Origin of the sequence: Mesorhizobium sp. M7A.F.Ca.US.006.04.2.1 (assembly GCF_004022915.1) — a bacterium.
Taxonomy (GTDB): domain Bacteria; phylum Pseudomonadota; class Alphaproteobacteria; order Rhizobiales; family Rhizobiaceae; genus Mesorhizobium; species Mesorhizobium ciceri.
The window spans coordinates 1-13,389 of the sequence record NZ_RZQA01000062.1; the positions used below are offsets into that span (position 1 = coordinate 1).

Genomic DNA, 13,389 nt, shown 5'->3' on the forward strand with positions numbered 1-13,389 from the left:
CTCCTGCGCGATCGCCTTCATCCGCTCGCGAACCTCGCGGTCGTCCGGCCTGCTGGTCTCGTAGCGAACCGTCATGCGGCAACAGCCGATGGCTTTACACGCCCGCCGTTCGCTCATCCCGAAGCCTTCCTTCAGGCGAGCGACAGCTTTCCGCTTGGCCGCGGGCGTCACCTCAACGCGGCATTGTCGAGCATGGCGTCGGCCAGAAGCCGCTTCAGCCGCGCGTTCTCGGCCTCCAGCGCCTTCAGTCGCCGAGCCTCGGAGACATCCATCCCGCCGAAGCGGGCCTTCCAGTTGTAGATCGAGGCGTCGCTGACCCCGTGCTTGCGGCACAGATCGGCAACCGATACCCCGGCCTCATGTTCCTTCAAAATTCCGATGATCTGCTCTTCAGAGAAGCGGCTACGTTTCATGTCCTGGTCCTCTCGATGGGCCAGAACCAACTTCAACCCGGACTAGATCAGAGGGGCAAGGTCACGAGCGCTGCGGCCGCAGGCGGTGACGAGAATGTCCTTGTCATGGAAGGGATATCCAGCTCGGAGAGGCCTTGATAGCCTCTTGACGGAGCTCTGTGGAGCTCGGCCCGCACCTTTGACGACTTCCAGTTCGCAACCCGGGCGATCGTGATGGCGCGACAAACTTTACTGATGTGCATCGGCCGGCCGCGGCGAGGTCCACGACCGGCCTTCGCCTTCTTCGGCGGCACTTGCACGCGCGGCATTTACGTCAATATGAAACGGTGTTGTCGGCAAGGAGCGACAATGCAATCGCCGCTTCCCGCAGACGCCAGCCGGTGGTTCAGGCGACCCAATCCATATGTTCTTTCGCGAGCCACCAACGAGCGCCCTGCGACAATGCCGTTTCTTTGGCGCGCTGCAGGTAGTGAAGTCCCGCGTCCCGGCCCACGTCGGACGATTTCATGATCTCTGCCTCAAACATCAGCCTGTAGATTTCAGCTAGGTAAAATCTTTCATGGTTTTTCTCGGAGATGGTCAACGCGATATGGAGATTTCGCTTGGCGTCGTCGTAATTTCCGAACTTAAGCTGAGCCTGCGCTAGTAAAGAATATAGGAACGTTGTTTCAATCTCTTCCTTTGACTGCACTAAAAATTGAATGTTGCTAGACATCTCGTCGAGCGCGCCAATGACGTTGCCGCTCGTCGCGTCCGCCCAGTTTCGCATTATGTTCGCGCGACTCAGATAGATGTGCTCTCCATACTTCCGTGTGTGTTCGACGAGCTCAGAATTCAGTTCGTATATCTTGTCACTTCGGCCCATGCACTGGAACACATAGCAACAGTTGCTGAGAGCCGTCGCCAGGGCGTGGGAGGATTCGGTTCGCGCGCTTAAAACTGCGTTCTCGGCACTATCGGTGGCCATCTTGTCGAAGCCCAATAGCAGGAGTGTCCATGCAAGATAGCTAAGCGTCATACTGGGAAAGCAGTGCACGCCGGATTTCATGCCAGCCGCAACTGTCAAGGCCAGATCGAATTCGGTTCGGGCGTTTTGAAAGTTACCTAACATGAATTCGGCCATTCCCATTCCCTGACATGCACTGGCCATTGCAATCTGATCATTGACCTTTGCCGCCAATATTTTCATCTTTTCAGACGGCCGGATCGATTGGACGATGTTGCCAGCATTGAAATGCAAACCAAACTGCCAAGTAAGCGCTTCAAACGTTTCATTGTCATTTCCAAGGCGCGTGCTGACCTCTTCAGCTCGCACCATGTAGGCAAGTGGGTTCGCTGCAATTCCTTGAGACGCGTTCAGTGCGACGCCGTACGATAAGTAGATAAGCTGCAGATCGGTCAGGATTGGCTCTTCGTTGGGCGATTGCTCAGCCAGCGAAAGCGCTCTTCTGAGCAGCGCCGATGCCTCGCTAGTGGCGCCAGTCCGTAAGGCTCGGCGGCCCGCCGAGAGCCACTTGCGCAGGGCATTCACGGTGTCGTGGGCACATTCATAGTGGTGGGCGACTATTTCATCGGGAACGATGCCATCCCAATGCATCACCAAATGCTCTGCAATGGTTCGATGCATTTGCTGCGAGTCCGATTTGAGCAGGCTCGAATATATGGCGTCGCGCACAAGAGCGTGGCAGAACTCGTAGGAATATAACCCCTCGCTGCGCACCCTGCGAAATATTCTCAGCTCAATCAGCGTTTCGATCTGACGTTTCACATAGTCGAGTTCGACCCCCATGATTGCGGAGAGAATGTTTTCGCTGAAGCGGTCGCCCAGGACTGATGCAAGCTGAGCGACGGATTTGCAATCTCCCGAAGTATCAAATCGCCCCATCAATATTCCATGGAGCGGGTTTGGGATCGGCAACGCTCCGTTCCCTTGTGTCTGGACCTCGCGCAAATCGCTTGTAGCGACACAATGCTCCGTCAACTGCTCGACAAACAGCGGATTGCCGCTGCTGACTCGTTGAATCCGCTCTAGCATGGCATCTGATATCCCTGATCCGCGATTGCTCAACTCTGAGATCAGATATCGTGTCGATTCCGAGTCCAGGCGCGTAAGGGAGAGGAGCGTCATCGACACGCTACGCAACGGGTTGACCGTCGGTCTGCTTGTCAACAATACAAAAACTCTTTCAGTTTCTATAAGATCAATTAGTTTTTGGATGGTTTCCAGCGTTGATTCGTCGCTCCACTGGATATCTTCCACAATAAGCACCAATGCATAAGCGCTCGCCGCCTGCAGAATTATATGGATTAACTGTGATTGGAGCTCTGCTAGCCGTTGTGATGACGGACGGTCACCTACAGAACTTTGGCTCCCTCCAATTAACTCGCAGACATATTCTGCAAGTGAGTCCTCAAATAGGAGGACCTTGCGCAAATAGGCTTGTAGCTTCGTTGCGCGAACTGAAAAATCGTCGGCGTACTCAATGCCCGCCAGACGCTCTACACTATGGATCCAAGGATGTAACGGCGTAGAAATATATTGGCTATCACATTGAAATTTCAAGGTTACAACCGTCAATTTAGGCAGATCCCTGACAAATTCATGGACAAGTCGAGATTTTCCAATGCCCGGCTCCCCGACGATCGTTACCACTTGTCCGTGGCCGTCGCTGACCGCCTTCAAGCGGCTTTTAAGCAGATTAAGCTCTTCGGTTCGCCCGACATACGGGCTGAGATGCAGCGGAACAAAGCGTGAAGCATGTGGAAGTGGATGTTGCGCTTCCCAGACCGTGTAACTCTGGGAGAACCCCTTCAAACTGAGCGTCCCGGACGACCGAAAGGAGAACTTCGAGGAGCAAAGTCGCATTGTCGAATCGTCCACGAGAATCTGGCCTGGAAGACCGGCTTGTTCGAGGCGAGCCGCCATGTGAGCCGTTGCGCCGAACGCCATCAGACCCTTCTTTCCCTCGCCGTCGGAAGGGGCGTCGACTATCACTTTCCCGGTCGCGACCCCCAGTCTGCAAGTGAATCGATCGACGGAACTCAAAGATTCCAGCATCTCCCGCAACGCTACTGCTGCACTTAAAGCCATGAATGCCGAATCTTCGGATGCGGAGGGGTAGCCAAAAAAAGCCTGAAACCCATCGCCCGTATGGTGACCTATCGTTCCCCCAAAACCTTCAACGAGCGCATCGCAACGTCGAAAATAGGCCTGCAGGATCTCACGAATTCGCTCGGGGTCCCGCTCCTCTATGAAGGATGTCGAGTTAACGATGTCGACGTGGACAATCGAGATGACACGACGCTGATTGAGAGGAACGCTTACCATTTCGTAAAGTCGTCAAACCTCGCGTAACATGAGACAGAAAGCTAGCTCAACGTTTGGATACATGCCAACTCAAATCATCGACGATGGGATTTGCGTTGTCGGCATTGGTCCTCGTTGGAGGTGGCGTCGAGACTCGGAGGAGACAGTTCTCGATGGCTAATGACTTCGGGTTGCGTCGGCAGGCAATGACGTGTCGATCATCATCAGAGCGCTATACAAACCACACGGGGCAGGAAGCCGATCCAAAAAAGCGGGATCGTTTCCTGTTGGCAGCTTCCCTCGGCCGCGCTCGCGCATGGCGAAGGCCGACACCAAGGTGCAACGCGGCACCTCCTCGGAACGATCGTGGCTGCCGCGCGAGTCTTGCCGTCGATGGTCACCATTGCGAGAGCGCCCGCAAGCCCCTCGATCTTAGCAAAATGGCCAAAACAGCCGCGGTCGCGGCTTGTCGGCGACATTAAACATCGCTGCATTCTCCGAGTGAACGCGGCCCATACAATCAGAACGAACGCCATCCCGAAAACGTCGATATCCGAGTTCAATGCCGTGCGGCGGCCTTCGTCCACTTTTGTAAGATTGATCCATCTGTGTTACCGGTGCTACGGTTGGTCGGTATTGATGCTCGTGTTGCGATATGGGCCGCGGTTCCCGGATGCATGAGGTGAATTAAGCGCCAACTGGTATTCTATCGCGGCATCGACGCAACTAAGAGTGCGCTATTCATTCTATGTCGAAACCAGGGGAAGTATTGATCAGATCTCGGTGGAGGAAAGCGATGGCTGGCGGTAAGGGTAAAACGATTGAGAGCGTAACTGCGGAAGTCAATCGACTGGGCAGCTTGCTCAGCAAACAGGCGCAGCAAATCATCTCCATGAGCTCACGCTTGCATGACCTTGAGTTGATGTTAAGTGGCAACCTCGATCTCACGCTCACATCCGAGGCTGTTCGGCTAGCAGGCAAGGGCAGCAAGGGCAAAGGCGAGCGCGGCAAGGGTAAAGGCAAGGGCGGCAAGGGTAAAGGAAAAGGCGGCAATCCTACCCGGCCGCAGGACAGGCGTGATCCAGGCACCGGCGACGAACTTGTGTCTTAATGCACTCGCTGCGCTCCGCAGCGGCGTTTCGGGGAATTAATGTGTGGGATGGGAACCAAGAAGCGTTGTGGGAAAGCGTCTCGAAGGCGGGCTCGTTTGATCCCAGCATAGATCTGTCCCGGATAGATTATGATCGCATGATGGCGCGGTATGTGCCGCCTCAAGAGTATTCCAGAGAGCGTCTGTTCGAGGCGATGGCAAACCGGGAACCGGCGGTTTTAGTGGGCCATCCCTCACCCGTGAGGTCTCCTCTCGATGTGCTCGGCTTGCGTGATGCCGCCCACTGCATTGTTAAACGAATGGCCGAGAGCAGCGATGAGGCGACCTACTCCGTTGTGATGCGCGCCGAAGGGCGCAGGGTGCAACTTCGGCCATGCGAAATTGCTGAATTGTGGCAAAAGCAGACTGAAGTCTTCGGTATATCGGATTTATACATCCGGAATACATTTATGGAGGAGCTTATCGATCCTTCGAGGCTCAGCAGTTTTAATTTGCTGCTCAAGGCTTCAGACAAGGCAAGAAGCCAGGAGATGTTTAGCTTCGTCATCAGTGCCGAAGGCATGGTTACAGACTCTCATTCGGATGATCCTGACAGCAGCAACTTTTGCCTAGAGGGAAGGAAGCTCTGGATCTTCTGGGATACGTACGCCGGCTTGGCAGCTGGCCTTCAGGACGTGGAGCGCTTGCTTCTGACAACGAGTCCGCAGTTCGACATGAAGGTTTGGCTTTCCATGCCGAGCGCGCGTTGGTGCATTGTCGGTCCCAACGACACACTGTTTCTTCCAGCCAACTTCACGCATAAGGTCATCACGCTCGAACATTACGTGGGTGTGGGCGGCTTTTACGTATCTCTGCCGAACTGCCTTTCTCTGATAGCAGATTGGATCTATAGGGGCCCATTGTGGTCCAAGCTCGACAGAAAAAGCAGCAAGGCAATGCTTATTGGCGACATCGCTTTGGCCGTACAAAAAACAATCTTACGCCTGCGAGATTGCGATCTCGCTATAGGACAGGCTCTTGGATACGACTTTCTTGAGTTGGCGGCGCAAAATGTGATCCGGCGTTTGCCACAGAGCCAAATGGCGATGTTGTGGTCCGATCCGCGATTCCGGAATATCGCTGACAATATAGCCGCGCCTTGGCCATTTTCGAACAATGTGCCTCTGGCGTTTCAGCTTGGGAAACAGTCCATCCCGGAGCATTTGCAACAGACGACGGCCCGACACCGTTTCAATCGAGTTCCGTAACGGACTTCGCTCTCACGGCATCAAGGTTCCCTTTTTGCCGTTTTATTCCAGAACGGTGAAATCCATTGCAGCGCGACTACGAGGTGGCCCGTTGTAATTGATGGTTATTTCAGCGCCGGCACAAATACGACGAATAGCGCTGAATGTAATAGTGAGCTCCGTCCCGATACTGAATTTCGCATTCGGAAGAAAGCTATGGTTGTAAAGAGACCCATATCCGAGAGCAATAGCCATTATTCCGTCTTCCCAGTTAAATACGTAGTCAAATAATCCAAAGTTAGAATTCCAGGCATGTACCTCTGCCACCGGAATTATAATGACAGGAACCACCTCAATAACTGATCCTTTCTTGATCTCTTCGCGCGCATAGACGCCGCCGCGCCCCTTTCCTTTTGCCCACCTCATCTCGACTTGGTGGCTATGCCGTAAGGTTGATTTGGCTCTCATTCTAACACCGACAGCCATGAATAACCGATACGCCATCGCGTCGGGACACGGCACAATAGCTTTGCATCAGCGGTATTTCTTGAACCATTCCAACACCGTTGAATGGTAATACTGGCTCCGTTCCGTACTCCAATTCGTATGATTTTGACCCGGAAATACAACCAGTCGACTTTCAATCCCGTTCAGCTTAAGCGCCTGATACATAAGCTCAGAGTTGTATATAGGGACGTTCCAATCCGCATCTCCACTAAGAAATATTGTTGGCGTCCGCACTCTGTTCACGAAGTGAATTGGAGAAACCGCATCGTAGAATTGACGATGGCGCCAAGGCGACCCCAGTTCCCACACATACCATTTCAACCACATGTCGGGCCCGAAATCGGCGGCGACAAAACTGCCGCCCGCCCCCGATGCTGCCGCGCGAAACTTCGTCGGCGCCCGCCCGATGACGCAGTTCGTCATATAGCCTCCATAGGAATAGCCGGTAACGAACAACTTTTTCGGATCGACTTGACCTTGCGCTATCACTTGATCAAGAGCAGAGAGAACGGCAGGTTTGGCGGTGCAACCCCAGTTGCGGAAGATACGAGACACAACCACCTGTTGTTGCCCGAGGGAACCAGGCGGATTCGGTTCGATCACTATAAAGCCGCTCGCAGCATAGAGCTGTGATACGATATCAAAGCCGAAGTGAAATTGCTCGTCCTGAGGCCCCCCATGGATATTCAGTATAGCCGGATACTTCCGCTTCGGATCAAAATCCGCGGGCTTCGTGACGAACATGTCGAATGCTGTCCCGTCTGCAGCTCGCGCCGACATGTGAGTCTTCGATGCCACGTTAATCCCATCTAGGTAAGCTCCATAGAAATTTGTAACGGAACCGAATTTTCCAGCAGATGGAACAACGTAGACTTCGGAGGCTGTGTTAAGTGCGCTCATCACCGCGACAGGCTGGTTGTCATGATTCACATCGAAACTCGTAATGAAGAGATCGCCGCTTAACACGTCCTCAGAATTGTAGGTCTTAAGTGAGACACGCGCGAGGTACTGACCACCCGACCTTGCGTAGAGATAGTATAAAAAATTTCCGTCGTACGAGAAGCGAAATGCCAGTACGTTCTGTCGAGAACCGTGCGTGAGGATTATTTCTCTTCGAGTGGTGACAGATACTATAGCTAATCGTTTGACAGCGTATGGACCGTGGCGTTCGGCGGCTGATAGATAGGCTATGCTTTTTCCATCGTTACTCCATGCCGGGGAACGCCTGTCCGCCGAACCGCGCGTCAAGCGCATTGCAGAGCCACCCTTTCCATCGTTTGCCGAGGTGATCCAGATTTCGCTGCGATATCTTAGTTCACTCGGGTATTCACGAATAAACGCAACGCGGCCCCCATCAGGAGACCAGGCCGGCTCCGAGTCTTCATTCAGACCTGCCTTACCATTTGGCGTATCACCAGTAAGCTGAACCAGAGCGTCCGATTCGAGCACTTGCGTAAAGATACGATCCTGCGAATTTTCTGATACGTAACCGCCACCGTCCGCCTTGAATTGAACTGCGTTTACTACAATGGGCTTGGGCTCAGTGCTTGGACCGCAATCTTGATCCGATTGAAGGCTGTAGATGGCGTGCGCTTGCGAGCATTGAGGACTACACCCGCAGGAGTTGCTCGCATTCCTTCTCCTGATATCTTTGTCTATGGCCGTGGCTAATTTTGCTCCGGAAAATAGCAATCTCTTTCCGTCAGGCGAGATATTTAGATCTCCAAAGTAATTTCCGATGTATTTCCGATCATATATAGACGCATTCAAACCGACTATGTCGACATAAATGATATATACGTTCATATCTTTATCTACGAGTAGGTAACTCAGCTTGTGGGCCTGAGAGTCCCAGCGCGGGGACCAACTCACCTCGGGTTCATTTAAAACCGGCTCGCCGCTCGAAGAAATTACGGAAATCCTGTTTGCACGTACAAACGCTATGTAGTTGCCATCCCCCGTAACTCGTAAATCTGTCGGTGGTTGCATGCAATCATAATCGTCTATACCGACGTTTCGTCGGTGATTACTAGACACAAAGTTCCTATCAGGACAGGTAACCGTCGACTTCTTGATACGAATTGAATTTAAATCCTCGGCGAATCCAAATTTCATACATAGCGTCAACAATATCACGAGAGCTGCACAGGCTTTTTTCTTGAAACCATAGGGTCCCGTTCCGCCCATGATCATTCTCCTTAGCCCAATCGCGAGTTGGTTCGCGTACAGAAGTCCGAAGGTGAATATACGCTTCTCCAAATCTGATGCCCAGAGAACCTTGGAGACGCCTCACGCCCCCACTTTAGAGACATCCATAGCGTGCGACCTAGCAGGTGCCGGCCGTGTGGATGGATTTCGCAAGTGGTGAGCTTCGTTTGGTGAGCTTCGTCGATGATCGAACGTACCCCGTGGGCCGCTTCGTTCTCTGTAGATCCGCGGCGCGAGGGCTGGGCCTCCGGCTAGACGATCCAACTCGGCAAATATCGTCCTCATCAAGAGCTTGTGTGGCGTGCCAATCCTACCTGGGGATCGAATTGCAGCAATGGCGCTCTCGCGGAACCATAGAGTGTCACTGTCGCGGGCCATGGAAGCTATTGGCGTTGCCTTCAGCCTAAAGGCGGGAAGTTTGCCCAATAAAGCGCTCGGCCATATTAGGAACCCCTTGTGAATTCCTTCACATACAAATTCTCCGCTCGGCGTACAACAGACGTCAGAACAGGCAATTTAGCCTCTCTTGCGGATAGATCTAGTAAAATAGCAAAGATCAAAATCCAAAGAGGAAGTTGGCCTTTGAGACTAAGCCAATTCCGTTCTCATCACAGATTTTTGTGGTGCCAACAACCAAGGGAGAGAAACATGTATAAGCTCGTTATGACTGCGTCTGCATTTCTGGTCTTCACGACACCTTCGTTCGCGATCGACTCCACCTTCGTCCACAGCCTTCGTGCCGACAATGGTGACTTCGAAACCCCGGGTGAGTTCAAGGGTCAACATTCAATGGCTTCTGAAGAAGCGTACGGCTTCCAGACAGGATCGATCGGGATCGCGGGTGGCGCTTCGAACTCCAAGTGCATAGGGGTCAGCCCAAGAGAGTACGACCCTCTGGGCCCGGATTGCCGGAACTGAGATCCAGATAGGGGCGGTGGTTAGCGCCACCGCTCCGCTTCCCAAAGCGGGTCGCGACATTCCTATGGACTTTAGTAGGACCCGACAATAGGTCGCGCGACAGCACTGGCAGAACCCGATCCATCCTGGGAACAGGTGATCTTGCTTCGTCACCGCGCCGGGAGGACGATTTGTTTACCCGGAGCCGGTCTTCATTGCACAATCTGATTTCGCAGCGCCGATACTCGCGCTCGCCTCTTGTGAATAGGCGACATCAGTCGCCGTCGTGCGACTCGGCGATGTGACGAAGAGCACCGGCGTTCCTTATTCGCAGGCCACCACGCTTGATTGCGATGATCGAACGGTTGCGCCAGTCGTTGAGCGTCTTATTGACGGACTCTCGCGTGGCGCCCAGGAATTCCCCCAGTTCGGACTGGGAGATCGGTATCCAGCCTGATCCATCCGCTATGACGCCTGCTAAAAAGACCAGTCGCTTCGCCAGTCTGGCCTCGATGCCAAAGAAAGCCTGATCCCCGAGTTCGCCGCTGACCCAACGCAGCCGTGCGCACAACAGTTCAATCATGGCGCGTGCCAGAGGTGGATTTTTTTCAATGCGATCAAAGAGTTGAGTCCGGCTTACCGAGGCCAGATCGCAATCGGTGAGGCAGATGGCGGTTGCGGTTCGCGGGCGCCCGTCGAGCGCGCCGATCTCTCCGACCAAGCTGCGCGAAAGCTCGATATTAGCCACCAACTTCTGGCCTCCCGGCGAATAGATCGAGATCTCCACCGTTCCGCTCATCACCCCGTAGATACGATCGGCTGGATCTTCCTGGACGAACAGATGCTGGCCCGCCGCGTAGCGTTCGACCTTGCAGCCGCTGAAAAGAAGATCGAACAGCGGCGGATCAATCCGTGCAAGGCGCGGCAGATCATTTCTGTCGTTCGCGCCGCCGAAAGCCATGTTAATTCCCCAATTCCGCAATCGCGTAACCTACGGCAAGAGAGAGTCGCGTCAAAGGCCGGTGTTCATCCAAATTTCGCCGCCTGGGAGGAGTGTCGGATTCCATCATAGCGCATCAATCGAGTTCGCTGCCCTATGCTGAACGTCGCCGAAAGATGAACGACGCTTCCTCGATAGTGGGTCTCACGATGTAGCGCTCTACCGACTCGAACCCCCATAAATGCTTGGATCAAGGTTGCACCACAGCGGATCCGGACACCCCGACCTCCTCCAGAAGGGCCCGGATCTCGTCGGGAGCCGCAAGACAGAAAGTTCGAAAAGCTTCTAGGAAACCCAAGCAGACTGAACGGCGCTGCGGACAATGAGGTTTACGAATACACCGGCGAACATTCGCATTGGGGCGGTCAATATCGTCGGCAGAAGAGCGTCCGAAAGGGCTACCGGCGGCTCCCTCGTAGGAACGAAAAAAGAAGAGAAGCAGAACTTTCTTGTGCGTTTTTTGCACACAATGTTCCGTAACCAGTTGATTATGTTCAGGTATCCGGCCAGTCCATCATGGGCGCTATGGCTATCCTAAACCTTTGATAATCTTTCATGCTTCATAACTTCGACAGGTTGGATCGCGTCGTACGGGCTCTATCACGCGCCATGATAGGCCCAAGCCGCAAATCGGCGGATGACTGGCCGGCGCCACGGCGTGGGGCGTCGAATACCTCAATCGCAGGGTAGCGTATAGGTCGACCTGGCCGGAATTGCCAACGCGTCGTCTGCTTTCGATGCCTGGGCGGAGGACGGAACCCTCCAGCTTCGTATGACGGTGTCTGCGCCAACGATGTGGCTAGGAACTGGGAAGGCCAGCCCTCGACAGCATCTCAAGGAACCGGGAATGATGATGATCCTTTACATAGCGCGGCACAAAGCCAGGGCAGACGTTGCTCAGATTGAGATGCGGAAGTTGTGACAGGCAATGGTGGATGGCCCGGGACGCTTCTTCGTTGTTTCCGGTGGCCGACGCGGTCGCGGCCCAATAAAGGGCGCCGCGAACGAAGCCAGGCTTTGTCCTGACCACTTTGCGGGCGGCTTCGAGCGCCCGCTGGTTGTCTCCGCCAGCGAAGAGCGCCACAACCAGGCCGTGGTGGCGCCAGAAGTCAATGACATCGTGCGTTCCGAGCCGGATTGCTTCGTTGGCCTCACGCACCGCTTCGTCGACCTGTCCGCGCAACGCAAAGAGCATCGAAATATCGCCGTGGCCAGTCGGGTAGCTTGGGTTGAGGCTGATCGCGTGGCGGCATTCGGCGATCGCCTCGTCGATGCGACCGCAACTTTCGAGAGCGAACGACAGAATACATCGGGCAATTTCATCGTCCGGTACCGCCCGCACTGCGGCTTCCGCAAGCTCGACCGCACGCTCGATCACCCCACGCTCCCGAGGCAGCGCACCAAACGCCACGCCCATGGATATTACGATTGAGAGCGTCCGCTTTGCACGGGCGTTGTCGGGACCTATCGAAAAGGCCTTCTCGGCGAGCTCTATCCCGACCAAAAGTGAGTCCCGAGTCATCTCAAAATATTTCATGAGGGCTTCGTTCACCAGCCTGCGCACTTCAGGGATCCCTGGCGGGCTTTTGTCTCGAACCTTCCAGTTGGTCAGTTGAAGTTCGAGGATCACGGCAAGAACAACAGACTGTGCGATCCTGTCCTGGAATTCGAGCGCGTTCTCGGAGTGGCCGTCGAACTTCTGGGCCCAGACATGGTGGCCGCCGGCGGCATCGACGAGCTGGACATTCACCCTCAACCCATTGCCGGATCTCTGGACGCTGCCGCTGAGCATATATCGCGCCCGGAGTATCCCTGGTGTCTTGGCTTCTTCGCCTGGGCCGCTCTTCTCGGACGGAAGCGCGGCGAGCACGACATAGTCGGCCACTCCGGAGAGGGCTGTCGTGATGTCCTGGACAAGGCCCTTGGCGAAAAAGTCGTCGCCTTGCTTTCCGGTCAGATTAACGAAGTCGGCAACGCTGATGGACGGACGCCCAAGGCGCTGGCTGGACGGAACACCATTTGTCGACTGCACATTTGAAGCGTCGTCGGCGGCAAGCAACAGAGATTGCCAAAGCGCCCGCGTTTCAGGGCCGGCTTCGACGCCGAACTCCTTCTTCAGCATGCTTCTGCAGGCTTCGTATGTCCTGATTGCCCTGTCGCGTTGGCCACATGCGAGCAGCAATTCCATCTTGAGCCGATAGGATTCTTCCCGTGTCGGTTCCATGGTCAGAATACGATCGGCCAGGATCAGCCCGGCATCGGGGTCGACGAGACGGGCCAGTTTTTCGAAGGACTCAAGCGCGCGGCCGAGCAGCCTGTCGCGTTCCGATGTGATCCAGTCATCGAACGCATTGCTTCCCAAATAAAGCCCGTCGAGGAAGGGCCCGGTGTAGTTCGCCAAGGCCTTCGCCAGCTCCTGGGCGGAACGGGCCGAGAGACCCGTTTCGAACTTCTCCGCGTCGACTTGAACCAGCTCTGGCCTCAGGGCGATCAACTCACCGCTGGAATGGATGAGATCCACCCCCTCTCGCGCCAGATCCTGGCGCAGGACACTGAGGGCCTGCCGAAGGCTGTTGCGCGAATGTTCAGCGTCGCTGTCGCCCCATAGGAGGTCAGCCAGCCTCTCCCGCGTCGCCGCCATGCCCGGACACCGGGCCAGATAGGCGATGATTGCCGGCCCTCGTTTCCCGGTCAGCCGAAGCGGGCCGGCCGTTTCATTT

8 protein-coding genes and 1 pseudogene are annotated in these 13,389 nt (G+C 54.8%); 3 read left to right on the forward strand and 6 right to left on the reverse strand.

What is annotated here, in order from left to right; all coding sequences use genetic code 11:
• Both EN925_RS05620 and EN925_RS05625 read right to left on the reverse strand, forming a co-directional pair.
• Positions 1 to 413, reverse strand: a pseudogene (locus tag EN925_RS05620) (transposase); the annotation flags it as partial.
• A 385-nt stretch (positions 414 to 798) separates the two neighbouring features.
• Positions 799 to 3,741, reverse strand: coding sequence for an adenylate/guanylate cyclase domain-containing protein (locus EN925_RS05625; RefSeq protein ID WP_127368696.1), 2,943 nt, complete (start codon positions 3,739 to 3,741; stop codon positions 799 to 801).
• Between the two features lie 775 nt (positions 3,742 to 4,516).
• Here EN925_RS05625 and EN925_RS05630 point away from each other — a divergent pair.
• Positions 4,517 to 4,831 carry a hypothetical protein gene (locus EN925_RS05630; protein ID WP_127368697.1) on the forward strand — a complete coding sequence of 105 codons (315 nt, stop codon included), beginning with the start codon at positions 4,517 to 4,519 and terminating at the stop codon, positions 4,829 to 4,831.
• Positions 4,831 to 6,078, forward strand: a complete 1,248-nt coding sequence (locus tag EN925_RS05635) for a hypothetical protein (protein ID WP_127368698.1) — start codon at positions 4,831 to 4,833, stop codon at positions 6,076 to 6,078. Before EN925_RS05630 ends, EN925_RS05635 begins: the two co-directional genes overlap by 1 nt.
• Positions 6,079 to 6,120: 42 nt before the next feature.
• Here EN925_RS05635 and EN925_RS05640 read toward each other — a convergent pair whose 3' ends face one another.
• Together EN925_RS05640 and EN925_RS05645 are read right to left on the reverse strand one after the other, a co-directional pair.
• Positions 6,121 to 6,543: an SET domain-containing protein-lysine N-methyltransferase gene (locus EN925_RS05640; RefSeq protein ID WP_206632790.1), complete on the reverse strand. Its 423-nt coding sequence runs from the start codon at positions 6,541 to 6,543 to the stop codon at positions 6,121 to 6,123.
• 48 nt (positions 6,544 to 6,591) lie between these two features.
• On the reverse strand, positions 6,592 to 8,751 hold the full coding sequence (locus EN925_RS05645) for a prolyl oligopeptidase family serine peptidase (RefSeq protein ID WP_164753612.1): 2,160 nt from the start codon (positions 8,749 to 8,751) through the stop codon (positions 6,592 to 6,594).
• Positions 8,752 to 9,420: 669 nt separating this feature from the next.
• Between EN925_RS05645 and EN925_RS05650 the strand changes: the two genes are divergently transcribed.
• Positions 9,421 to 9,690 carry a hypothetical protein gene (locus EN925_RS05650; protein WP_127368700.1) on the forward strand — a complete coding sequence of 90 codons (270 nt, stop codon included), beginning with the start codon at positions 9,421 to 9,423 and terminating at the stop codon, positions 9,688 to 9,690.
• 253 nt (positions 9,691 to 9,943) lie between these two features.
• Here EN925_RS05650 and EN925_RS05655 read toward each other — a convergent pair whose 3' ends face one another.
• Complete coding sequence (locus tag EN925_RS05655; protein WP_127384860.1) at positions 9,944 to 10,630, reverse strand: Crp/Fnr family transcriptional regulator; 687 nt, start codon at positions 10,628 to 10,630, stop codon at positions 9,944 to 9,946.
• Positions 10,631 to 11,468: 838 nt separating this feature from the next.
• On the reverse strand, positions 11,469 to 13,389 hold a 1,921-nt coding region (locus EN925_RS05665; RefSeq protein WP_128336399.1), incomplete at its 5' end, for a BTAD domain-containing putative transcriptional regulator.